The sequence below is a fragment of the Nocardia sp. NPDC051981 genome (assembly GCF_040680715.1).
In the GTDB taxonomy this organism is placed as follows: Bacteria; Actinomycetota; Actinomycetes; order Mycobacteriales; family Mycobacteriaceae; genus Nocardia.
This window is the reverse complement of record NZ_JBFAXK010000005.1, coordinates 81,660-103,264: the sequence shown is the minus strand read 5'-3', so window position 1 is coordinate 103,264 and position 21,605 is coordinate 81,660. Positions and strand designations below refer to the sequence as shown.

Annotated in this window: 23 protein-coding genes; 16 read left to right on the top strand and 7 right to left on the bottom strand. The window is 70.2% G+C overall.

Translation table 11 applies throughout. From position 1 onward, the window contains the following. Nucleotides 1-195 precede the first annotated feature (195 nt). On the top strand, nucleotides 196-654 hold the full coding sequence (locus AB0L60_RS11795) for a hypothetical protein (protein ID WP_354833010.1): 459 nt from the start codon (nucleotides 196-198) through the stop codon (nucleotides 652-654). Between the two features lie 89 nt (nucleotides 655-743). Here the strand turns inward: AB0L60_RS11795 and AB0L60_RS11790 are convergent, their stop codons facing one another. Next, a complete protein-coding gene (locus AB0L60_RS11790) occupies nucleotides 744-2,474 on the bottom strand; it encodes a GMC family oxidoreductase (RefSeq protein WP_364611195.1) in 1,731 nt (576 codons plus the stop codon). Between the two features lie 100 nt (nucleotides 2,475-2,574). Here AB0L60_RS11790 and AB0L60_RS11785 point away from each other — a divergent pair, with 100 nt between their 5' ends. After that, nucleotides 2,575-3,252, top strand: a complete 678-nt coding sequence (locus tag AB0L60_RS11785) for a MerR family transcriptional regulator (RefSeq protein ID WP_364611192.1) — start codon at nucleotides 2,575-2,577, stop codon at nucleotides 3,250-3,252. 15 nt (nucleotides 3,253-3,267) lie between these two features. On the opposite strand, the gene AB0L60_RS11780 is transcribed toward AB0L60_RS11785, so the two are convergent. The 4 genes from AB0L60_RS11780 to AB0L60_RS11765 form a co-directional block, all read right to left on the bottom strand. Next, a complete protein-coding gene (locus AB0L60_RS11780; RefSeq protein WP_364611190.1) occupies nucleotides 3,268-4,635 on the bottom strand; it encodes a family 1 glycosylhydrolase in 1,368 nt (455 codons plus the stop codon). A 321-nt stretch (nucleotides 4,636-4,956) separates the two neighbouring features. Next, nucleotides 4,957-6,279 carry a family 1 glycosylhydrolase gene (locus AB0L60_RS11775; RefSeq protein ID WP_364611187.1) on the bottom strand — a complete coding sequence of 441 codons (1,323 nt, stop codon included), beginning with the start codon at nucleotides 6,277-6,279 and terminating at the stop codon, nucleotides 4,957-4,959. A 7-nt stretch (nucleotides 6,280-6,286) separates the two neighbouring features. After that, nucleotides 6,287-6,490, bottom strand: a complete 204-nt coding sequence (locus AB0L60_RS11770; protein ID WP_364611184.1) for a hypothetical protein — start codon at nucleotides 6,488-6,490, stop codon at nucleotides 6,287-6,289. 99 nt (nucleotides 6,491-6,589) lie between these two features. After that, on the bottom strand, nucleotides 6,590-7,108 hold the full coding sequence (locus tag AB0L60_RS11765) for a hypothetical protein (RefSeq protein WP_364611181.1): 519 nt from the start codon (nucleotides 7,106-7,108) through the stop codon (nucleotides 6,590-6,592). 129 nt (nucleotides 7,109-7,237) lie between these two features. Here AB0L60_RS11765 and AB0L60_RS11760 point away from each other — a divergent pair, with 129 nt between their 5' ends. The 3 genes from AB0L60_RS11760 to AB0L60_RS11750 all read left to right on the top strand — a co-directional run bounded on the left by AB0L60_RS11760 (nucleotide 7,238) and on the right by AB0L60_RS11750 (nucleotide 9,009). Continuing rightward, nucleotides 7,238-7,975 carry a hypothetical protein gene (locus tag AB0L60_RS11760; RefSeq protein ID WP_364611178.1) on the top strand — a complete coding sequence of 246 codons (738 nt, stop codon included), beginning with the start codon at nucleotides 7,238-7,240 and terminating at the stop codon, nucleotides 7,973-7,975. Between the two features lie 116 nt (nucleotides 7,976-8,091). Continuing rightward, nucleotides 8,092-8,541 (top strand): helix-turn-helix transcriptional regulator, encoded by a 450-nt coding sequence (locus AB0L60_RS11755; RefSeq protein WP_364612008.1) that lies wholly within the window; start codon nucleotides 8,092-8,094, stop codon nucleotides 8,539-8,541. A gap of 84 nt (nucleotides 8,542-8,625) precedes the next feature. Beyond that, nucleotides 8,626-9,009 (top strand): hypothetical protein, encoded by a 384-nt coding sequence (locus tag AB0L60_RS11750; protein WP_364611175.1) that lies wholly within the window; start codon nucleotides 8,626-8,628, stop codon nucleotides 9,007-9,009. Here AB0L60_RS11750 and AB0L60_RS11745 read toward each other — a convergent pair. Then, nucleotides 9,006-9,977 (bottom strand): aldo/keto reductase, encoded by a 972-nt coding sequence (locus AB0L60_RS11745; protein WP_364611172.1) that lies wholly within the window; start codon nucleotides 9,975-9,977, stop codon nucleotides 9,006-9,008. The two genes, AB0L60_RS11750 and AB0L60_RS11745, sit on opposite strands and share 4 nt — an antisense overlap. A gap of 88 nt (nucleotides 9,978-10,065) precedes the next feature. Continuing rightward, nucleotides 10,066-10,815, bottom strand: a complete 750-nt coding sequence (locus tag AB0L60_RS11740) for an IclR family transcriptional regulator (protein WP_364611169.1) — start codon at nucleotides 10,813-10,815, stop codon at nucleotides 10,066-10,068. A gap of 205 nt (nucleotides 10,816-11,020) precedes the next feature. On the opposite strand from AB0L60_RS11740, the gene AB0L60_RS11735 reads away from it, so the two are divergent. The 11 genes from AB0L60_RS11735 to AB0L60_RS11685 all read left to right on the top strand — a co-directional run bounded on the left by AB0L60_RS11735 (nucleotide 11,021) and on the right by AB0L60_RS11685 (nucleotide 21,586). Further along, on the top strand, nucleotides 11,021-12,058 hold the full coding sequence (locus AB0L60_RS11735) for an NrtA/SsuA/CpmA family ABC transporter substrate-binding protein (protein WP_364611166.1): 1,038 nt from the start codon (nucleotides 11,021-11,023) through the stop codon (nucleotides 12,056-12,058). Nucleotide 12,059: 1 nt separating this feature from the next. Further along, nucleotides 12,060-13,034, top strand: coding sequence for an ABC transporter permease (locus AB0L60_RS11730; RefSeq protein WP_364611162.1), 975 nt, complete (start codon nucleotides 12,060-12,062; stop codon nucleotides 13,032-13,034). After that, nucleotides 13,031-13,801, top strand: coding sequence for an ATP-binding cassette domain-containing protein (locus AB0L60_RS11725; RefSeq protein ID WP_364611159.1), 771 nt, complete (start codon nucleotides 13,031-13,033; stop codon nucleotides 13,799-13,801). Before AB0L60_RS11730 ends, AB0L60_RS11725 begins: the two co-directional genes overlap by 4 nt. Beyond that, complete coding sequence (locus tag AB0L60_RS11720; protein ID WP_364611156.1) at nucleotides 13,798-14,823, top strand: ABC transporter substrate-binding protein; 1,026 nt, start codon at nucleotides 13,798-13,800, stop codon at nucleotides 14,821-14,823. The genes AB0L60_RS11725 and AB0L60_RS11720 overlap by 4 nt, the downstream gene beginning before the upstream one ends. 97 nt (nucleotides 14,824-14,920) lie before the next feature. Next, nucleotides 14,921-16,156 carry an LLM class flavin-dependent oxidoreductase gene (locus AB0L60_RS11715; protein ID WP_364611153.1) on the top strand — a complete coding sequence of 412 codons (1,236 nt, stop codon included), beginning with the start codon at nucleotides 14,921-14,923 and terminating at the stop codon, nucleotides 16,154-16,156. Beyond that, complete coding sequence (locus AB0L60_RS11710) at nucleotides 16,153-17,322, top strand: LLM class flavin-dependent oxidoreductase (RefSeq protein WP_364611150.1); 1,170 nt, start codon at nucleotides 16,153-16,155, stop codon at nucleotides 17,320-17,322. Before AB0L60_RS11715 ends, AB0L60_RS11710 begins: the two co-directional genes overlap by 4 nt. 46 nt (nucleotides 17,323-17,368) lie before the next feature. Continuing rightward, nucleotides 17,369-18,316: an ABC transporter substrate-binding protein gene (locus AB0L60_RS11705; RefSeq protein ID WP_364611147.1), complete on the top strand. Its 948-nt coding sequence runs from the start codon at nucleotides 17,369-17,371 to the stop codon at nucleotides 18,314-18,316. A gap of 394 nt (nucleotides 18,317-18,710) precedes the next feature. Further along, nucleotides 18,711-20,240 carry a sensor histidine kinase gene (locus AB0L60_RS11700; RefSeq protein ID WP_364611144.1) on the top strand — a complete coding sequence of 510 codons (1,530 nt, stop codon included), beginning with the start codon at nucleotides 18,711-18,713 and terminating at the stop codon, nucleotides 20,238-20,240. Further along, nucleotides 20,237-20,671, top strand: coding sequence for a roadblock/LC7 domain-containing protein (locus AB0L60_RS11695; protein ID WP_364611141.1), 435 nt, complete (start codon nucleotides 20,237-20,239; stop codon nucleotides 20,669-20,671). Before AB0L60_RS11700 ends, AB0L60_RS11695 begins: the two co-directional genes overlap by 4 nt. Beyond that, a complete protein-coding gene (locus tag AB0L60_RS11690) occupies nucleotides 20,668-21,015 on the top strand; it encodes a DUF742 domain-containing protein (RefSeq protein WP_354832974.1) in 348 nt (115 codons plus the stop codon). Before AB0L60_RS11695 ends, AB0L60_RS11690 begins: the two co-directional genes overlap by 4 nt. Next, nucleotides 20,990-21,586 carry an ATP/GTP-binding protein gene (locus tag AB0L60_RS11685; RefSeq protein ID WP_364611137.1) on the top strand — a complete coding sequence of 199 codons (597 nt, stop codon included), beginning with the start codon at nucleotides 20,990-20,992 and terminating at the stop codon, nucleotides 21,584-21,586. The genes AB0L60_RS11690 and AB0L60_RS11685 overlap by 26 nt, the downstream gene beginning before the upstream one ends. Nucleotides 21,587-21,605: the final 19 nt, after the last annotated feature.

Genomic DNA, 21,605 nt, shown 5'->3' with positions numbered 1-21,605 from the left:
CCAGCGGTGATTACGCACATACCGTACTCGCGAGTAGATAGGAACTTCGGCGTTCCGGATTCGCCCGCGCTGGTGCATTGGCCCAGACAGCACCTACGATGTCACGCGCAGGGCGGTTCATGAAAGAGCGGACCGTCCGGCACCCTTGGTACCGGATGGTTGCTGACTGGCAGGGGAACAATGAACGCCGCGACTGTGAAATTGCTTGTGTGGGAGTGCGACAACACCCTGTGGGACGGGGTGGTCTGCGACTCCACCGCAGGCGCGCTGCGCGCCGAGGCCGCGCGCTCACTGCGCATCCTCAACGAGCGCGGCGTCATGCACGCCGTCGCCTCCCGCGGCGAATGGGCCTGGACGGTAGAGCAATTGCGCCGCCACGGCGTGGCCGAGCGTTTCGCCGCCGTCGAGGTCGGCTGGGGCCGCAAGTCCGCGGCCATCACCCGGATCGCCGAAACCCTGGGCGTGGGCCTGGACCAGGTCGGCTACATCGACGCCGAGCCGCTCGAGCGCAGCGAGGTCGCCCACGCCCTGCCGCAGGTGCGCTGCTACGCCGCCCGGCACGTGGATGTGCTTGCCGCGCTGCAAGAATTCCGTGCCCCCGTCGGCGATGTCCCGCCGCCCACCTCCCCGATGGCCCACATCCACGCCCGCTGACCAGCGCTGCGTCACAGCACCGACCGGCGTGACGTCACAGGCCCGCCGATCGGAAACGATCGACGGGCCTGCGCTGTAGCCGGTGTGGATCAGGCGGGGGTGGATTCGGTCCCGCCGCTGCGGATCTCGACGACGGGCAGCACCAGCGCCGCCGGGGCGGTCGCCGGGACCATCGGCTGCACCGGTGCAACGGGTGCGATGCGGGCGTAGCCCGCGGCCTGCGACGGGCGGGTGTCGGCCTCGCCCTTGTTGGGCCACAGCGCCGCCGCGCGCTCGGCCTGCGCGGTGATGGTCAGCGACGGGTTCACGCCCAGGTTCGCCGAGACCGCCGCACCGTCGACCACGCTGAGGGTCGGATAGCCGTAGACGCGGTGGTAGGGGTCGATGACACCGTGGTCGGCGTCCGCGCCGATGGCCGCGCCGCCCAGGAAGTGGGCGGTCAGCGGGATGTTGAACACCTCGCCCCAGGAACCGCCCGCCACACCGCCGATCTTGTCCGCGACGGCGCGGGTGACCTGGTTGCCAACCGGGATCCAGGTCGGATTCGGTTCGCCGTGGCCCTGTTTGGAGGTCAGCTTGCGCCCGAACAGGCCCCGCTTGGTGTAGGTGGTGATGGAGTTGTCCAGATGCTGCATGACCAGCGAGATGATGGTGCGCTCGCTCCAGTTGCGCACCGACAGGAACTGCAGCAGCGTCAGCGGGTGCAGTAGCACCGTCCACAGGAACCGCAGCCAGCGCGGGATCTTGCCGCCGCCGTCGACCATGAGCGTCTGCAGCAGGCCCATCGAGTTCGAGCCCTTGCCGTAGCGGACCGGCTCGATATGGGTGTCGGGGGTGGGGTGGATCGAGGAGGTGATGGCCACGCCGCGGGTGAAGTCCACATCCGGGTTCACCTTGCGGGTGGCCGCGCCCACGATGGACTCGGAGTTGGTGCGGGTCAGCACGCCCAGCCGCGGCGAGAGCTGCGGCAGCACGCCCTTGTCGCGCATGGCGAACAGCAGCTGCTGGGTGCCGCGGGTGCCGGCGGCCAGCACCACGTGCTTGGCGGTGTAGGTCTTGGGCTGTTTGCGCAGCCAGGCGCCGGTGCGCTCGGTCTCCACGTCCCAGGTGCCGTCGGGCAGCGGGCGCACGGTGGTGACCGTGGTCATCGGGAAGACCTGCGCGCCACCCTTTTCCGCCAGGTACAGGTAGTTCTTGACCAGGGTGTTCTTGGCGTTGTGGCGGCAGCCGGTCATGCATTCGCCGCATTCGATGCAGCCGGTGCGGTCCGGGCCCGCGCCGCCGAAGAACGGGTCGGGCACGGTCTTGCCGGCCTCGCCGAAGAACACGCCGACCGGGGTCTGCACGAAGGTGTCGCCCACCCCCATGTCCTCCGCGACCTGCTTGAACACCTCGTCGGCGGGGGTCATGTGCGGGTTGGTGACCACGCCGAGCATCTTGCGGGCCTGGTCGTAGTAGGGCATGAGTTCGTCGTGCCAATCGGTGATCTCGCGCCACTGCGGGTCCTGGAAGAACGGGGCCGGGGGCACGTAGAGGGTGTTGGCGTAGTTCAGTGAGCCGCCGCCCACGCCCGCGCCCGCGAGGATCAGGACATCGCGCAGTGGGTGGATGCGCTGAATCCCGAAGCAGCCCAGCTTCGGCGCCCACAGGAATTTGCGCAGGTCCCAGCTGGTGTCGGGGAGCTGGTCGTCGGCGAATCGCTGACCGGCCTCGAGCACACCGACGGTGTAACCCTTCTCGGTGAGGCGCAGTGCGCTCACACTGCCGCCGAATCCTGACCCGACGATGAGCACGTCGAAATCGGTGTCGCGTTGGGTCATGGATTCTCCCTTGTCGTCGTCGACAGTGTGGCGGCGGTTACGCTAATGCGGACAGTTGTAACTGTCAACGTTCGCCGGTAGCGGTATCTATGCTGTTCGGGTGGATCGATACAGCCGTCTGCAACTCGCCGAACTCAGCGGCGTGGCCACCCGCACCATCCGGTACTACCACTCGGTCGGCGTGCTGCCCAGGCCCGGCCGAGCCGGCAAGGAAGCGGTCTACGGTCCCGAACACCTCGAACGGCTGCACGCCATCACCGCCATGCAGGCGCGCGGGCTGCGCCTGGACGCGATCCGCGAGGTGTTCGAGGCCGAGGTGCCCGGCGATGGCGACTGGCGTGAGGTCTTCGATCCGCGCTACAGCGCCGAGGCCGACACCGGCACGATCCTCGACGACGAGGCCCTGACCGAGTTGCTCGGCGATCGCCGCCCCGAGATCCTCGACGATCTGCTCGCCGCGGGCTATCTCGAGCGCATCGGCGAGCGCTGGCGGGTGCCCGAACCGGCCATGCTCACCGGCGCGCTCATCCTCTACGACGTGGGCACCGACATCGCCCTGTCGGGCGTGCTGCGCAAGCTGATCCGCACCCATATCGCCACCCTGGCCGACGAGATGATCCGGGTCATCCGCGAGGCCGCGGGCGCGGAGTACAGCGGCGAGGGCGTGGACCTGGATCTCGATCGCTTCCGCGACCGGTTCCGGGCCGCGGCCCGGGAAGTCGGCGGGGTCACCCTGGTGGAGGAGATCGAACGCGCGGTGCGTGAACGCGACCGCTGAACCCCGGTGGCAGTGTCAGGGCGCGGGGGCCGGGGCCACGCTGGGGACGGTGACGGGGGAGTCGCAGCTGGCGGGCGGATCCACCAGGTGACAGTCCGAGGGGAAGCGCACCGGTTCGTAGCCGGCGGGCACGCCGCCCGCGGTGATGATCTGGCGGTAGGTGCCCACGGCGTCGGTGGGCTTGCGGGTCAGGCTCGGATCGGTGAGCACGTCGACGGTGTAGAGGCCGAAACGCGGTGTGTAGGAACCCCACTCGTAGTTGTCGGTGAGACTCCAGTAGTTGTAGCCGACGAGGTTCATGCCGTCGGCCTTGGCGCGCTGCAGCCAGTAGACGGTGTCGCGCAGGTGATCCGAGCGGGTGTAGCCGTCGGCGCGGGCGCCGTTCTCGGTGGGCATCCCGTTCTCCACCACCCACAGCGGCTTGCCCGGGAATTTCTGCGAATAGTGTTGCAGCGCATAGTAGATGCCCTCGGGCCGGATGGGCAGCTCCCACATCCCGGGCGGCGGGGCGGCCGAACCGTCGGGCAGATTGACGGCGTTGGTCTTGGGCGGCTCGAGGCCGAAGTAGTAGTCCACGCCGATGAAGTCGAGCTTGTCGCCGATGCGGTCCATGAGCGGGCCGTTGACCTGCGACTCCGAACCGGCCACGTACCCGACATTGCTGGTGACCAGCGCCTTGGGCTGCACCTGGTGGATGTAGTCGTAGATCTGGTTGTGCACCTGGGCGACCTTGTCGAGCATCTGGTCGGCGTCGGTGTCGTTCTGGCGCACCTCGTGCATGATGTAGGCGACCGGCTCGTTCACCGTGACCCACACCGGATTTCGCGCGGCGTAGCGGTCGACCACCTTGCGGGCATTGGCCAGCCAGTCGTCCACCATGCCGGGATTGCGCCAGCCGCCGCGCTCGGCCTCCCAGCCCGGATACACCCAATGGTCCAGTGTCAGCATGGGTTCCATGCCGTTGGCCACGATGTCGTCGACGAGCCGGTCGTAGAAGGCGAACCCGTCCTCGTCCCAGACCCCGGGCTCGGGCTGCAGCCGCGCCCATTCGATGCCGATACGGAACACCTTCGACCCCAGGCTCGCGGCCAGGGCGACATCGCTGGGGTAGCGGGAGCGGAAGTCGATGGAGTCGCGGTAGCGGTCCCAGCCGGGGTTGGCGTCGATGTAGTGCATCCAGTTGCTGTCGGGCGCATGCCCCTCGGACTGGAAGCCCGATGCGGCCACGCCCCACAGGAAGTCCGGGCCCAGGCTGCCGCGCGTGCCGGCCGCGGCCGCGGGCGGGGGTGTGGCCGGGGTAGCGTGGGCGACGCTCGCCACCGGGAGCAGCATCGCGGCGGCCGCGAGCCCGGCCAGGACGAGGCGGTGCAGTCGTCCGCGCATCGGGGCTCCTCCTCCGGGACGGGTGGTCGGAATGTCCCGAATCGGAGCGTAGCTGTCGGTTAACTGAATTTCGGGGCAGCGGCGGGCGTGTCGCGCTGTGCGACCGGTCTCCGCAATCGCCGGTCGGTGTCCGGTCTTCCGGTCCGGAAAACCCGTTCAGGGCCGTCACCAGCCACTTTACCGCTTGCACGCGATCGGCGGCGTCGGTGCCGGTCGGTGGACGCCGACCGTTTCGAGTCGTACCGGCCTGTGGCCCAATCGGTTCCACGAGGGGGAGTCACAGTCCGGTGCAACCAATCGGCTGTCGAGCGTGCTGCGGAGTCAACGGGGCAGGGTGACCGGGTCGGCGCAGCTGTCGAGGGCGTCCACCAGCGAGCAGGACACGGGCGGGCGGGTCGGCAGGTAGCCGGCCGGCACGCCGGAGCCGTGGGTGATGGCGCGGTAGGCGTCCACGGCGTCGGTGGGGCGGCGCGTCAGGCTCGGATCGGTGAGCACGTCGACGGTGTAGAGACCGAAACGCGGTGTGTAGGAACCCCACTCGTAGTTGTCGGTGAGACTCCAGTAGTTGTAGCCGATGACGTTCATGCCGTCGGCCTTGGCACGCTGCAGCCAGTAGACGGTGTCGCGCAGGTCGTCGGCGCGGGTGTAGCCGTCGGCGCGGGGTGTGCCGTCCTCGGTGGGCATGCCGTTCTCCACGATGTAGAGCGGTTTGCCGGGGAAGCGGTGGGCGAAGTGGCGCAGCGTGTAGTACACGCCGTCGGCCTGCGGCGGCAGCTTCCACAGCGCCGAGGAGGCGAAATTGGTGTACTCGGCGGCTGTGTCGGGCGACAGACCGTAGTAGTAGTCGATGCCGACGAAATCCAGCTTGGCCGCGATCGCATCGAGCATGGCGCCGTTGACGATCGGGTCCGCGGCCGGCACGTAGGCGACATTGCTGGTCACCATGGCGTCGGTCTGGCGGGCATGGATGTAGTCGTAGATGCTGTTGTGTGCCTGCGCGAGTCGCGCCTGCATGGCAGGCACGTCGGCGGCGGGCAGCCCGCCGTTGCGGACCTCGTTCAGGAGGTAGGCGAAGGGCTCGTTGATGGTGACCCACATCGGATCGTCGCCGGCGTAGCGGTCGACCACCGTGCGCATGTTCGCCAGCCAGTCCTCGACCATACCCGGATTCGCCCATCCGCCGCGATCGGCTTCCCATCCCGGGTACACCCAGTGGTCGAGGGTGATCATCGGCCGCATCCCGGCGGCCCGGATGCCCGCGATCACCCTGTCGTAGAAGGCGAATCCGTCCTCGTCCCACACCCCCGGCTGCGGCTGCACCCGCGCCCACTCGATGCTGAGCCGGTAGGTGTCGACGCCCAGATTCACGGCCAGTGCGATATCGGAGGCATACCGGTCGTAGAAGTCGACGCTGTCGCCGTAGCGGTCGTAATCCGGGTGGGTGTCCACATACCGGCGCCAATTGCTGTCGGGCGCATGGCCTTCGTTCTGGAACCCCGCCGCGGCCACGCCCCAGTGGAAGCCGGCGCCCAGTGCGGGCAGGTCCGCTGCCGCGGGCGCCGCACCGGCCGGAGCACCGGTCGCGAGCAAGGCGGTGGCGGCGGCCAGGATGGCAACGGCATGGCGGCGGGAGTGCGTGCGCATGGGCTCCTCATTCGGCGGGCAGCGAATCGGGCAGGCGTCCGGCATTATTGCCGACGCGCGCCCACACAACCCGGGGTTCGACCGAATAGTCCGCTCCGGACGCGACGTCGAGATAGCGGGAGGCCAACGCGCACGCGGTCAGATCCGCCCAAACCACCCACCCGGTGTCGCGCAACAGCCGTTCGACACCGGTCGAAGCCTCCGGCCGCATATCGAAGACGATCTCGGCACCGCCAGGGCACTGAGCAGCCGCCGGCGCGCCCGGTCACAGCGGGCGCGCGGGTCCCGGTGGCGGACACGGCGAGGACGCTCACTCGGCGGGCTGGCCGCCGTGCGGATTCGGGCCCCAGTCCGGCCGGCCGGGGCCGCGGTGCTGCGGGTGGTCCGAACCACCCGGTTGCCCGGGCCCGCCGAAGGGCCGGCCCGGAATCTGCGGCATGCCGGGCATTTTCGCCCAGTCGGGCGGCTGCGGCATGGGTGGTAGCTGTGGCATCTCGGGCATGGGCGGGATAGGCGGCGCCGGCGGGATCTGGATGCCCGCGGCGGGCCCGCCGAAGCGCTGGAACGCGGCTTGGCGTGAGGTGCCGAAGATTTCGCCGATCTCGGCCCAGGTGCGGCCCTCCTCGCGGGCCTGGCGGACCAGGGAGCGCAGCACATCGTCGACGACGCCGTCGAGGCTGCGGGCCGCGCGCAGCGCCGCCATGACCGACGGCGCGGGCTTGCCGTCGCCGGGCCGCAGCACCTCGGCGACGAATTCGGCATTGGTGGACAACAGTTTTGCCAGGACCGCGCGTTCGTCAGCGGGGTCTCTGTGGCGGGGATCAGTCATGTGTAAATGCTGCCTTTACATGAAAGCCTCTGTCAAGGAACGATTTACACGCTCGCGGATACTGGCCATTAGCTGAAAGGGGGGCGGCGGGTTTGCCACACCTATAACGTGTGAGTCAGAGATCAGGAGGTGCTGGGTGAGGACACCGACGACATGACCGATCCCGAGAGATGCGCGGCCGAGTACGAGCTGTTCGAGCTGGTCCGCAAGGCCGAATTCGAGGGGCCGACCTGGAAACTGCTGGCGGACAGTCTGGTTCGCCACGCATTGGCGGTGCTGGGGCCATGGGTGCGCACCGGCTGGATTTTCTCGGTGGCCGAGCAGAAGCGCATGCCGCTGGGCCCGACCACGCAGGAACGACTGCTGGTGGAGACCCGCTTCGCCGAGGACTTCGTGCAGGGGACCATCACCCGCGCGCTCGAGCGCTTCCGCCGCAATGCCCGCGACGGCGACGGCTGGAATGCCGACGGCGGCCTCAGCCTGGGCAGGTACTTCATCGGCGCGTGTGTGCTGGCCTTCGTCGAGCACTTCCGCCGCAGCCGCCGCACCGGCGACCTCTATCAGTTCCAGGCCGCGGCCTCGGTGGCCATCGTGACCGAGGACGGCCCGGACCTGATGGAGGTGCTGGCCTCCACCGAGGACGTGGCCGGTGCGGTGGTGGACCGGCTGGCGTTCCGCAGCCGCCTGGCCGGGCTCGGCGACCGCGACCGCGGGCTGGTGTGGGGCAAGGCCATGGGCCTGACCGGCCGTGAAATCCAGCACCTGTTCGACTTCCCGTCCGTGAAGGCGGTAGAACAGCGCTGGGCCCGACTGAAAGGCGACCACGGCTGGATGACCGGCCTCGACGGCAAGGAGGCGGCCGAATGAGCCCCGACCACGCCCCGGACCCGGTGGCCCGCGTCGCCGAGCTGCTCGAGCGGTCCTCGCTGAACGAGCCCGCGCTGCAACGGCTCTACGCCCGCATCCCGCACCGCGCCGCCGAACTGCACGCCACCCCGACCACCGTCCCCGCGCCCGCGTCCGGATTCGCGGCCCGGCTCAACAGGCTCTTCGAGGTCGTTCATGCCCCGGGCGAGCGCCCGCACACCAACTCCGAGGTGGCCGCCCAGCTGACCGCGTGGGGCCATCCCATCTCCAAGCCCTATCTGAGCCAGCTGCGCTCGGGCGCGCGCACCGATCCCTCCCGCGAGACGATCGCCGCGCTGGCCCGCTTCTTCCGGGTCCGGTCCGCCTATTTCGCCGACGACGCCTACACCACCGCTGCCGACCGGGACTCGGAATTGATCGCCCGGCTGCAGTTCCACGGCCTGCGCAAACTGTCCACGCGGGCCTTCGATCTGAGCGAGGAGTCCCAGAACCTGCTGACCGCCATGGCCGATCGTCTGCGTGTCACCGAGGGTCTGCCCGAGGTGGGCGGCGGCGGGGTCGATTGATCGCCGAACCGGGCCGCGCCTGATATACGAAATATCTTGCGGCGACGCGGTCCTGCGCAAGCGCCGGTCTGGCACCGTGTCCGGGTGCCGAACCGCGACCGTCCGCTGGCCAACGCCATGTTCGACCGCACTCCACTGCAGATCGCCACCCACCATCGCGTCACCGGCGGCCACCTGCTCGGCGTAATCCTCGCCGCCGCCGGCTTGATCGCCGTGGGCCTCGCGGCCGCCCGCCACCGTCGCGGTGCGAGCGCCGCGGCCGTGGCCGCCTACCTCGGCTCGGCGATCTGGTTCACCAGTTCGGGTTCCTTCGCCAATCCCGCACTCACCGTGGGCCGCATGCTCTCCGACTCCTTCACCGGCATCGCCCCGGCCTCGGTGCCCGCGTTCGCCACGGCCCAGATCCTCGGCGGCCTGGCCGGCTCGAGCCTGATGACCCTGCTGTACCGGCCGACCGGGGCCGACTAGGGGTTGCGTGTGGTCGAGGGGACCGCGAAGGAGGTGCGGTCACCCGACCAGCCTTCGGGCGGGACCAGCTTGTCGAGCTCGGCAAGATCCTCGGCACCGAGCTCGACCGCGGCGGCCGCGGCATTCTCCAGAATGCGCGCCGCACGGCGGCTGCCGGGAATCGGCATGATGTCCGGTCCCTGGGCCAGCAGCCAGGCCAGCGCCAGCTGCCCGGCCGAGATGCCCAGGCGCGCGGCCAGCTCCCGCAGCGCCGCCACCTGTGCGAGGTTCTCGTCGAGATGCTCGCCCTGGAAGCGGGGGTCGTTGCGCCGGAAGTCGCTGTCGGCGACCGTGGCCGAATCCAGTGTGGCGGTAAGCAATCCGCGCCCGAGTGGGCTGTAGGGCACGATCCCGACCCCGAGTTCACGTGCCACCGGGACGATATCGCGTTCGGGTGCGCGCCACAGCATCGACCACTCGAACTGCACCGCCGCGATCGGATGCTCCGCCACCGCCTCCCGCAGTTGCTGCGGGGTGGCCTCGGAGATGCCCAGGTGCCGCACCTTGCCGGCCTTCACCAATTCGCCCATGGCTCCGACGGTCTCGGCCACCGGCACCTCCGGGTCGATCCGGTGCAGGTAGTACAGGTCGATCGCCTCGCGCCCGAGCCGCTGCAGCGATTCCTCGCAGTACCCGTGCACATGCTCGGGCCTGCCGTCGAGTCCCACGCCGGCCTCGGTCCGCACGATCCCGAACTTGGTGGCCACCAGGGCGTTCGTCCCCGCCAGCGCCTGCCCGACCAGCCGCTCGTTGTGCCCGCGCCCATAGCTCATCGCCGTATCGAACACGGTGATTCCCGCCTCCACCGCGTCCCGGATGGCCGCGGCGGACTCCGCGTCGTCGGCTGCCCCGTACCCCTGGGAGAACCCCATGCACCCCAGGCCGATCGCCGACACCGTCAAACCATTCCCGAGCCGCTGTTCACGCATGCCGCCCATCGTGTCAGCCGCGCCCGCCGTCCACCAATCGGGACTCTAATGAAATCCATTGATTGCCAGATGGATCGGTGCATCCGGGTCAGTCGGCGGCGGCGAAACGGGCGGCGATGTCGGCGGCGGTGATCTTGGCCAGATCGACCAGGAACGGGAGCCGTTCGGGAATCATGAGCGTGGTCGTTCCGCGCAGCCCCAGCGCGAACCGGCAGGGCGCGCCCGGCGTCAGGATGGGGACGGCCAGCGTGCGGAAGCCCGGATCGAGCTCCTCGTCGTTGTAGGCGTAGCCGCGTTCGCGGGTGCGGACCAGCTCGCGCCGGAGTTCGGCCGGGGTGGAGACGGATCGGGCGGTGCCCTCGTCGTAGGGCAGCGCGGCCAGCTCGGCGTCGCCGGTGTCGTTCCATGCCAGCAGGGTCTTGCCGAGCGCGCTGGCATGCAGCGGCAGCCGGACGCCCTGGAGCCGGTGGCCGTCGGTGTCGCGCCAGCGGCTGGTGGCCAGCAACACGGCGTGGATGCTGTGGCGCAAGGCGATCGAGACGCTGGCGCCGGTGGTCGCGGCGAGCTGTTCGAGCGCGGGTTCGGCCAGATAGATGCGGTGCTGGCGATAGGCGATCTGACCGTACCCGGCCAGTGCGCCCCCCATGCGGTAGCGGCCGGAATCCTCACTCTTGTCCAGGAATCCGGCCTGCACCAGCGCGGTGAGCAGCCGGTGGGTGGTGCTGACCGCCAACCCCTGCTGTCGTGCGACCTCCGAGACGCCGCGCTCCGCACCGTCGCGGAAGCAGTCGAGGACCGACAGGGCACGGGCGACGGTCTGCACTCCGGAGGCTTCCACGGTGGGGACGGTAGCACGGCGTGCCCGTCCGGTAGATCTGAGCTTTCCACTATTTGGAAAGCTGAAAGGCAAATGGCCATAAGACCTTCGGCGGAGGCCTGTCAACCCTTCCAATCCTCGGAATGGATTACCTCGCTCCGGTCGCGTGGGATCCCTACTGTCCCAGGGCATCGCTGGACCGTTCCGAATCGAAGAGGTGCCCACCATGTTCCGCACGCGCCGGCCACACCGTTGGCGTCACGCCCTCGTCCTCGCCCCCGTCGTCGCCCTGCTCGCCGCGTGTGGCTCCGGCTCGACCGACACCGGTTCCGGTGAAGTGGTGCTCAAGGTCGTCGATCCGGGCAATGCCGGGCCGCTGGCCGTCGGCAAACGCGACGGCACCTTCGACAAGGCACTCGCGCCACTGCACGCCCGCGTCGAATGGGTCACCACCACACCGGGTTTCAGCTCCATGCTGAAGCTGTTCAACACCAGGGAGCTCGACGTCTCCGACGCCGCGTTCAGTCCCGTGGTGGGCGCACTGTCCAAGGATGTCGCCGTGCGCATCGTGTCGGTGTCCGATCCGGCGGGCAAGGATCAGAGCGGCATCCTGGCCGCCCCGAACTCGGGCATCCACTCCGTCGCCGATCTGGCCGGCAAGCGGGTCGCGGTGAATCCGGCGGGCAAGGGCGAGTACATCCTGCTGCAGGCCCTCGCACAGGCCGGGGTGCCCGCCGACAACGTGACGCGAGTCCCCTTGCAGCAGAAGGACGCCGCCACCGCCTTCGCCACCGGCAAGGTCGACGCGTGGGCCTCGTTCCTGGTGCCCTATCAGGAGGCCAAGGCCAACGGCGGTGTCGAGATCGCCACCGAGCAGTCCATCGGATCCAAGGACAACACGGTGTTCGTGTTCCGCACCGAGGTCGCCGACAAGCACCCCGACATCGCCGCGAAATTCCTGCAGACGGTGCAGCAGCTCACCACCCGGCAGCGTGACAATCCCGCCGACTTCCAGAACGTCTTCGACAAGACCGGTCCCCGCGCGCTGAGCGGCCCGCGCCTGACCGACGCCATCCGCCTGGGCGGCGATGCGACCGTGCCGCACCTCCCGACCGACAGCGACGCCGCCGACCTCGCCACCATCGTCAAGCTCTTCCGCGACAACGGCGTCATCTCCCGCGACATCACCGCCGCCGACATCTTCTACGACCTGAAGTCCAAACTCACCCCGGACCAACTGGCCGGACTGCAGCCGGGGCGCTGACATGGCCACTTCCGCCGCGCCCGCCCCGCAGCGGGCGGGTATCGACGACCCGCCCGGCACGACCGAGCATGAGAACCGTTCGGCCGCAGCCGATCCCGCCTCGGGCGCGACCGGTGACGACACGGCCGGACGTGCGACCGCGGTCGCCCCGGACCTGGGCGCGGATCGGTCCGGATTGGCCCCGCCCCGGGCGCGGGTCGAACGGCACAGGCCCGCATGGGTTTCGCTGCCGCTGCGATTCGTGCTCCCCGCGCTGATCATCGCCGCCTGGTGGATCGGGTCGGCCACCGGGGCATTGTCGCCGCAGGTCCTCGCCGGTCCGCCCAAGGTGTGGTCGGCGCTGCTCGAGCTGGCCCGCAACGGCCAGCTGACGGACTTCGCGCTCGCGTCGTTCACGCGCGCCGCGCTCGGCGTCGCGCTCGGTGTGGCGGTCGGCATGGCGCTGGGCCTGCTGGCCGGATTGTCCAGTCTCGGTGAGGAACTGGTGGATTCGACCCTGCAGATCGTGCGCGCGGTGCCGTTCCTGGCGCTGGTGCCCTTGTTCATCGCCTGGTTCGGCATCGACGAGCTGTACAAGGTACTGCTGATCGCCGTCGCGACGGTGGCCCCGATGTACGCCTACACCTACCTCGGCGTCCGCAACGTGGACCGCAAGATGGTGGAGGCCGCGCGCGGCTTCGGGCTCACCGGAGTCCGGCTGGTCGCGGAGGTGATCCTGCCCGCCGCGTTGCCGGGGGTACTCATGGCCCTGCGCGTGTGCCTGTCCATCAGCATCACCGGCCTCATCGCCGCCGAACAGGTGGGCACCACCGAGGGCGTCGGCTATCTGGTGACCCTCGCCCAGGAATACAACCGCACCGACTACATGGTGCTGTGCGTGGTCCTGTACGCGCTGCTCGGACTGGTCTTCGACGGCGCGGTGCGGCTGGTCGAACGGCTGGCCATGCCGTGGCGGCGACAGGTGGCCATGCGATGACGACCCCGCACGCGACGACCACCCCGCACGACACCGCGTCGCCACTGGCGGTCTCGATCACCGGACTGCGGAAAGCCTTCGGCGAGAAGGTGGTCCTCGACGGTGTCGACCTGACCATCCGCCGCGGCGAGTTCGTGGTGCTGCTGGGCCCCAGCGGCACCGGCAAGACCACCCTGCTGCGTCTGTTGACCGGACTCGAGCAGCCCGACGCCGGCGAGGTGCTGGTCCCGCCCGCCCGCACCACCGTCTACCAGGAGCCGCGCCTGGTCCCGTCCAAGCGGGTGCTGGCGAATGTGACCATCGGGCAGCGCCGTTCGCGTGCGACACGCGAAGCCGGGCTGCGCGCGCTGGCCGAGGTCCAGCTCGCCGACAAGGCCCGCCAATGGCCCGCCACGCTCTCCGGCGGGGAGGCACAGCGGGCCGCCCTGGCCCGGGCGCTCGTCCGCGAGCCCGATCTGCTGCTGCTCGACGAGCCGTTCGCCGCACTCGACGCCCTCACCCGCCTGCGCATGCAGGATCTGGTCGGCGACCTGGTGGCCCGCCACCGCCCGGCGGTGCTCATGGTCACCCACGACGTGGACGAGGCGGTACGGCTGGCCGATCGGGTGCTCATCCTCGATCGCGGCCGCTTCGCCGTGGATCGGGCCATCGACCTGCCGCGGCCGCGCGACCGCACCGATCCGGCCGCCCTGCGCTACCGGTCCGCCTTCCTCGCCCAGCTCGGCGTCGACCGTCCGGACACCGAAAACCCCAGGAGCACTTCATGACCGACACCCTCTGGTACACCCGCTGCCCGGTCCCCACCGCCAGCGGCCTCGCCCACAGCCTCGGCTGGCTCGGCGACACCGCCGAACGCAACGGACTGGCCTTCGGCGTCCTCCAGGACGCCGCACCCGAACTGGCGATCCGCCACTTCGACCACGATCTGCCCGGCCTCATCCGCGAGGGCGGCAATGTGCCCGCCCTGGCCGCCCGCGCTCAGGGCTCGCCGACCCGGCTCATCGGCCTGACCTGGATCGACGAGGCGCAATCCATTGTGGTGGGCCCGGATTCGCCGGTCACCTCCGCCACCGAGCTGGCCGGGCTGCGCGTCGGCATTCCGGCCTGGGCGCGGGATCGGGCGCGCAGTTTCCCGCGCGCGATGGCGCTGCACGGTTTCGCCAGTGCCCTGCGCCTGGGCGGCCTGACGCTGGCCGACGTGCGCGTCATCGAGCTGGGCGTGGAGTCGAATCCCCAGGTGCGCACCGAGGTCCAGCAGCGCGACCGGAGCCTCACCTGGGGCGTGGCGGAACTGCTCGACGGCGGCGTGGACGCCATCTACGTCAAAGGCGCACGCGCACAGGAGGTCGCCCGGCAACACGGGCTGCGGATCGCGGTCGACCTCGACGCCACCGAGTCCAAGCGGCTACGCGTCAACAACGGCACACCCCGCCCGCTGACCGTCCACCAGCACCTGCTCGACACCCGCCCCGACGTGGTGATCGGCTTCCTCGCCCAGACCCTGCGCGCCGCCGACTGGGCCACCACCCACCGCGACGACGCCGCCGAGGTCCTGCAACGCGAAACCCTGTCCGGCCCCGAGGGTGTCACCGCCGCCTACGGCACGGACTTCAACATCGGCCTGCACCCGTCGCTGTCCGACGAGCGCCTCGAGCTGCTCGCCGTCCAACAGCAGTTCCTCTACACCCACGGCTTCCTCGCCGCCGACTTCGACCTCGGCTCCTGGACCGCCCCCGAACCCCTCGAGCAGGCGCGCGCCCTCGTCGCCGCCGGACAGGCCGCATCATGACCGAACCCCGATCGCGCTCAACCGCTCCCGCCGACCTCGCCGCGCGCCACAGGCGCGGCGCGCGCAGATCGACAAGCGCCGCCGCGGAGGTGCGGGCATGACCGAGTACCTGTGGCGGCTGCCCAGCCGTGGCGACGGCCGCCGCGCCGATGCCGGGCTGCGGCACCGCGGCCGGAGCGGCAGTTCGATCCCCGCCGTCGATGCCGATCGGAATCGTGCCGGGCGCAACGGGATCGGCGGCACGCCCGACAACGGCCGAGGACCCGCCCTCAGTGTGGTCGGCGCTGATCCGGCCGAGGTAGGCGGCTCGGCGAGCGTCGAGGCCCGCACGGTGGATCGTGCCGTGACCGATGTCCGGGCCGGGCGGTTCGGGCCGTTCGACTACCTGCACCAGGTGGTGCACGCCGCCGAGTTGTCCGGTCTGGACGGGGTACTCGCGCCCTACGACCCGGCGGGCGAAGAGTCGTGGATCGTCGCGGGCGCGGCGCTGCGGGCCACACGGCACACGCGCGTCGTCGTCGACTTCCCTCCCGGCTTCGGGACGCCGGTCTATGCGGCGAAAGTTTCGGCGTCCCTGCAACGGTTCTCGGCGGGGCGACTGGGCTGGCGGCTGGCGGTGGACACCGAGGCCGACGACGCGCGACAGCGCGGTGACCGCGTCACCGGCGACGACCGGTACGCGCGCGCAGCGGAATTCCTCACCGTGGCGCGCGGTGTCTGGAACGAGAACCCGGTGCCCGCGGCCGGATTCCGCGGCACCGGGTTCGACTACGCGGGGGAGTACTACGACGTCATCGACGGCGGATTCCGGGGGATCCTGTCCGGCCTGCCCTTCCCGACGGTGTACCTGAGCGGGGATTCGACCGCGGCGCTGGAACTTTCGGCACGTCACGGCGATGTGCACGTCTTCACCGAGAAGCCGCAGGGCCTCGACGCGTCCCTCACCGAACTGCGGGCGCTGTCCGCCGCGGCCGGGCGCACCGTGCGGGCGGGCGTCGAAGTGCCCGTCATCGCCCGCGAGACCAAGACCGAGGCGTGGGCCCGGGTCGAAAGGCAATGGCGCGAACTGTATCCGGACGGGCCGGGTGCGGAGGCGCTGGATCTCGGCGACGGGCGCTGGGCGGGCTTCACCCAGCTGGGATATCCGCAGGCCATCGGCTTGGTCGGCAGCTACGAGCAGGTGGCGCGGCGATTGCGGGCATACGCCACGGCCGGCGTCGACACCGTGGTGCTGTCCGGGCACCCGCACCTCGAGGAGGTCTACCGCGCCGGGGAACACCTGCTGTTCCTGGCCGACCCGACCGGCCGCACCCTGAAGGAGGCCACCGCATGACCATCGACATCTATTGGCGCATCGGCATGGAGGGCGATCACGCCTCGCTGCGCACCCCGCGCCGCTACAACCGCGGCCACGCGGGCGGCTACGGTCCCGGCAATATCGCCCCGGCCGTGCGCGCGGGCGAACTCGACGGCTACAGCTACCTCGATCACGCCGCGGCCGTCGCCCGCGCCTCGGAATCGGCCGGCTTCCTCGGTGGCCTGCTGCCGTCGTTCCCCATCACCGAGGACCCGTGGGCGGTGGCCGCCGCCCTGGCCCGCGAGACCACCACCTACCGGTTCATGGTCGCCTTCCAGCCCGGATTCCTGCACCCGGTGCAGGCCGCGCGCATGTCGGCCAGCCTGCAGCGCGCCACCGGCGGGCGGCTGGTCTACAACATCATCAGCGGCGGCGGGGGACCGGCCCAACTGTGGTGGGGCGACAAGGTTTCCCACGACGACCGCTATGCCCGTACCAGCGAATTCCTCGAGGTGCTGCGCGGAGTATGGGACGGCGAACCCCTCGACCACGAGGGCCGTTTCTTCCGCACCGAGGGCGCGGCACTGCCGCCCGCCCTGGCCGGGCAGCCGTTCCCGGAGGTGTACTTCTCCGGCTCCTCACCTGCCGCCGTGCAGGCCGCGGGCCGCCACGCCGACTACTACCTGTCCTGGCTCGAGCCCTTCGCCGACCTGCGCGCCAAATTCGACGGCGTGCGCGCACACGCCGAACGCACCGGCCGCACACCGAAGTTCGCCGTCCGCATCGACATCGTGGCCCGTCACACCGCGGAGGCCGCCTGGGCGGAGATCGAGCAGGGCTGGGCCTTCGTCGATCGGGACGCCGCCAACCGCGCCGCCCAGGGCGATTCGGTCGGTGCGGCCCGCATCCAGGGCTGGGTCCCCGAAACCATTACCGGCTACCGGGATCTGGAGGTCCAGCCCAATGTCTGGTGCGGGTTCAGCCTGATTCGCGGCGGCCCGGCCTTCGGCCTGGTCGGCAGCTACGAGCAGGTCGCCCAGCGCCTCGACGAACTCATCGACCTGGGTGTGGACGCGTTCATCCTGGCCGGGAACCCGCACCTGGAAGAGGCGTACCGGGTCGGTGAGGAGGTGCTGCCGCTGCTCGGCCGCTCCCGCCTCACCGTACCGGGCCCGGCCGCCACTGTCGCAGCCACCCGCTGACCACCGCGACCACATCCTCGAAAACACGCAATCACCAGGAGATTTCATGAGCGTCCGCGTCGGGTACTTCCCGCACAACAACTCCCTGTTCGTCCTGCGCCACCGCGGCATCCTCGAACGCGCCCTGCCCGACGTGGAATGGGTCGATCTGCGGGCACTGCCCGAGCCCGCACCCGTCGACGTGAAAGCCGCCCTGCCGTCCCAGCATTCGGACTGGCTGTTCGCCGAGGGCGGCTACGACTTCATCGGCACCGGCTTCACCCCGCCCATCACCGCCCTGGGCAACGATCGCGGCATCGTCTACGTCGGCATCTCCGGCCCGCGCATCGAGAACGGCCGCCTGGTCGCCCTGGCCGGTAGCGGCATCGAGACCGTCGCGGACCTGGAGGGCAAGCGGGTGGGCATCGCCCACGGCTCCTGGCAGACCACCCTGCTGCTGTTCGCCCTGGACCGCGCCGGCCTCGGCTGGGCCGATATCGAACCGGTCGACACCGATATCCACGATGGTGGAAACCTGCTGCGCACCGGTGAACTCGACGCCTGGGTCGGCGCCTACCCCGCGCTGACGGCGCTCGAGGCCACCACCGAACTGCACACTCTCGTCGACACCGAGTCGGTGTTCAGCCACCCGTCACTGTGGTTCACCCGCCGCGGCTTCGCCGAGCAGCACCGTGCGGAACTGGAGGCGATCATCGCCGCCCTGCAGGAATCCGACGCGTGGATCGCCGAGAACCCCCGCGCGGCCGCACGGTACTTCGTCGACGATATCGTCGCCCGCGGCGGCACCGCCGACCTCGATGCCTGGGAGGGCGCCCTGCGTGGCCGGCCCTTCGGCGTCGGTCCGGTGACCGCGGAGTTCCTCGATGAGCAACAGCGCGCGGCGGACCTGCTGAGCGCCAACGGCTTGCTGCCACGGCGGATCGATGTGCGCGCGGCGGTCGTTCCCTGGATCGCCGATGCGGTCACTGCCACGACGGCGGCCACCACCGGCTGAGGCCCGCGCGAACAGTGCCCGTTGCCGCGGCATCCGGTGGAGACGATTTGCTGATGCGGTCTCCACCGGGTGCCACGCGGGGTTTGCTGCGGGAACCGGGCGGTTGCTGGCGTGCAGGCAGGGCCGGGGGCGCAGGTGAGGGGCGGGGACAGCACGGAATCCGGGGCGGTGGTCGAGTGACCAACTGTCGGGCCGTGGACCTCGGGTTCGGATCGCCCGGGTGACCGGGTCCTTCCGCACCGGGGCTTCGGGGTGCAAATCGCGGTGAAATGCTGTGAGCTGCATAGGCTCCGGGTTGCGGTTTGCTCGGAGATACCGAAAGGTTAGGGGAGACAGAGGATTCTGCTATGGTGGCTCCGCCGATTTCAGGATCGGCCGGACGACAAGAGAATTGATGAATCAAGACAACGCCGTGCTGCTTTCCTGGGTTCTCGCTGCCGCGCTCCTATTCGCCGTGGTCGGGCTGCTGTTTCTGTGGCGTGCCATGCGCGCTGAACGCGGGCGGGTTGCCGCCCTGCGCGCGGAGCAGGCCAACCGCGACGTCGCGGTCGAGGACATGATCGTGAACCTGACCGAGAACGTCGTGCCCGCCATCGGTGCCGCCGTCCGACGCTCGGACCCCGACAACCCCACCGTGGACCTGCCGATCGTGCTCGAGCAGTCGCGCATCGCGGAGCTGGTGTGGCAGTGGACCGCCCGCTGCGGCGAGGAGCTGCAGAAGGTGGCCGCCGAGACCCGCGACCGGGTCCGGCGCGAAGCCGAGACCGAAGCGCAGCTCGCGGTCGCGCAGGCCGAATCCGAGCGGGAGACCGCGGTGGCCCAGGCCGAGGAGGTGGCCCAGCTGGCCATCGCCCAGGCCGAGGAGGCTGCCCGCGTCGCCGTCGCGCAGGCCGGGGAGGCCTCGCGCAGCGCGGTCGCCGAGGCCGCCGACGCCGCACGCGCCCAGGTGGAGGGCTCCGCCCGCGAGGCCACCTCGGCCGCGGTGCGTGCCTTCGGCGCCTCGGTGGTGAGCCTGGGCGCGGACGTCAGCCAGGTGCTCAGCGCCGCGCTGCGTCAGCACCGCAATGACGAGACCTTCGAAACGCTCACCCGCATCGACCATTCCGTGCAGCAGATGATCCGCCAGGCGCAGTCCTATGTGATCGTCTGTGGCGGTCTGCCCGGCCGTCGCTGGCCGCAGCAGACCCTCACCGACGTGGTGGGCGGTGCCACCGGCCGAGTCCGCGACTACACCCGGGTGCGCGCCACCGAGCTGGACCGCCCGGTCGTGAGCCGCGCGGTGGAACCGCTGGTGCACACCATCGCGACGCTGCTCGACAACGCGCTGCGCTACTCGCCGCCGACCTCGTACGTGGACATCGGTTTCCAGGAGGGTCACCACGGCATCACGGTGATCATCGACGACGCGGGTGTGCGGATGAACCCCGAGCAGCTCGAGGAGACCCGCCGCGTGCTCGCGGGCGACCAGCTCGTCGACATCCACGCGCTGGGCCCGACCCCGCGCGTCGGGTTCCCGGGTGTCGCCGCACTCGCGCGCCGCTACGGCTTCTCCGTCTACATCGACGGCCCCAACATGTACGGCGGCATGCGCGCCATGGTCTTCATTCCGGAGACCCTGCTGGCCGCGCCCGCCCCGACACCCGTGGCCGTTGCCGCCCCGACCCCTGTGCCGGCGCCCGCCCGGATCCCGGCACCCGACCCGGAACCCACGGTGGTGGCCATGGATTCGGCGCCTCAGGAACTCACCTCCGGTGGCCTGCCCAAGCGGCGCCGCCGCTCGGCGTCGGTGTCGGTGGCGGCACCCGTGCGCCCGGTCGTCGTGGATGAGACATCCGCGCGACCCGATATCGCCGCTGCCTGGCACAGCGGCTCCCAGCGCGGTCGAGCGGCCGCGTTCGACCACTCCGAAGGGATGACATCGTGACCGGTACGCCCGTGACGGCTGTCAGTGACACCAACCGGCTGGCCTGGTTGCTCGACGATCTCGAAGCGCCGGGGGTCCGGTTCGCCGTTCTGCTATCGGAGGACGGCCTGCGCATCGCGCACACCGGGGGCGTGAGCATCGACGACGCCGAGCGTTTCGCCGCGGCCGCCTCCGGCCTGCGGGCCCTGGGCAAGGCGCTCGCCGAGTTCTGCGGCGGCACCTCCGACAATGCGGTGCGCCAGAACATGACCGAGTACGCCGACGGCATGATCTTCATCACCGCCGCCGGAGCCGGTGCGCTCCTGGGTGTTTCGACCACCCAGGACGTGGATGTCAGCCTGGTCGCGCACCGGATGAACGAACTGGCCCTGCGGGTCGGGCGTGAGCTCGGCAGTATGTCGCGGACCAGGGCGGATCTGCCGCGCTCATGAGCCGGCCGCGGCGCGACCCCGATCTGGTCCGGGCGTATGTGCGCACCGGCGGCCGATCGCGCCCCACGCGGGTGCTGGATCTGGTCAGTCTGGTTGTCGCGGTGGCCGATCCGGCCCCCGGCGCGTCGGCCGACGCCCGCCGCATCATCCAGCTCGCCCGCCGCGGCGTGCTGACGCTGGCCGAGTTGGCGGCCTATCTGGACCTGCCGCCTTCGGTCGTGAAGATCCTGGTGGCGGATCTACTGGACAGCGGCCATCTGGCCGTCCCGACCCCGGTGGAAGCGCTGCCGGGCAAAGCCCTCTTGGAGGAGGTACTCGATGGACTCCGCGCTCTCTCCGCATGAGCGCGTCGTCGACTATGTGCCGCAGACCGTCACCCGCACCGTAAAGTTGCTGGTGGCGGGGAACTTCGGCGTCGGGAAGACCACGTTCGTGGGCAGCGTGTCGGAGATCCGGCCGCTGCGCACCGAGGAGACGATCACCGAGGCCAGCGTCGGCGTCGACGATATGGCCGGGCTGCCGGGCAAGACCACCACCACGGTGGCCATGGACTTCGGCCGCATCACCCTGAATCCGCAACTGGCGCTGTACCTGTTCGGCACGCCCGGCCAGCGCCGGTTCGTGCCCATCTGGGAGGACCTGGCCGTCGGTGCGCTGGGCGCGCTGGTGCTGGTCGATACACGCCGGCTGGAGAAGGCCGACGAATCGCTGTCCATCCTCGAGGAGCGCGGTGTGCCGTTCGCGGTGGCCGTCAACGACTTCGAGGGCGCGCCCAAGCATCCGCTCGACGAGGTCCGCGATGCGCTCGACCTCGACCAGGGCACGCCGCTGATGCGGCTCGACGCCCGGGACCGCAATCCGTGCCTGCATTCGCTGATCACCCTGGTGGAGTACCTGTTGGAGCCGCGCGTTTAGCCGTATTTTCCACGCGCAG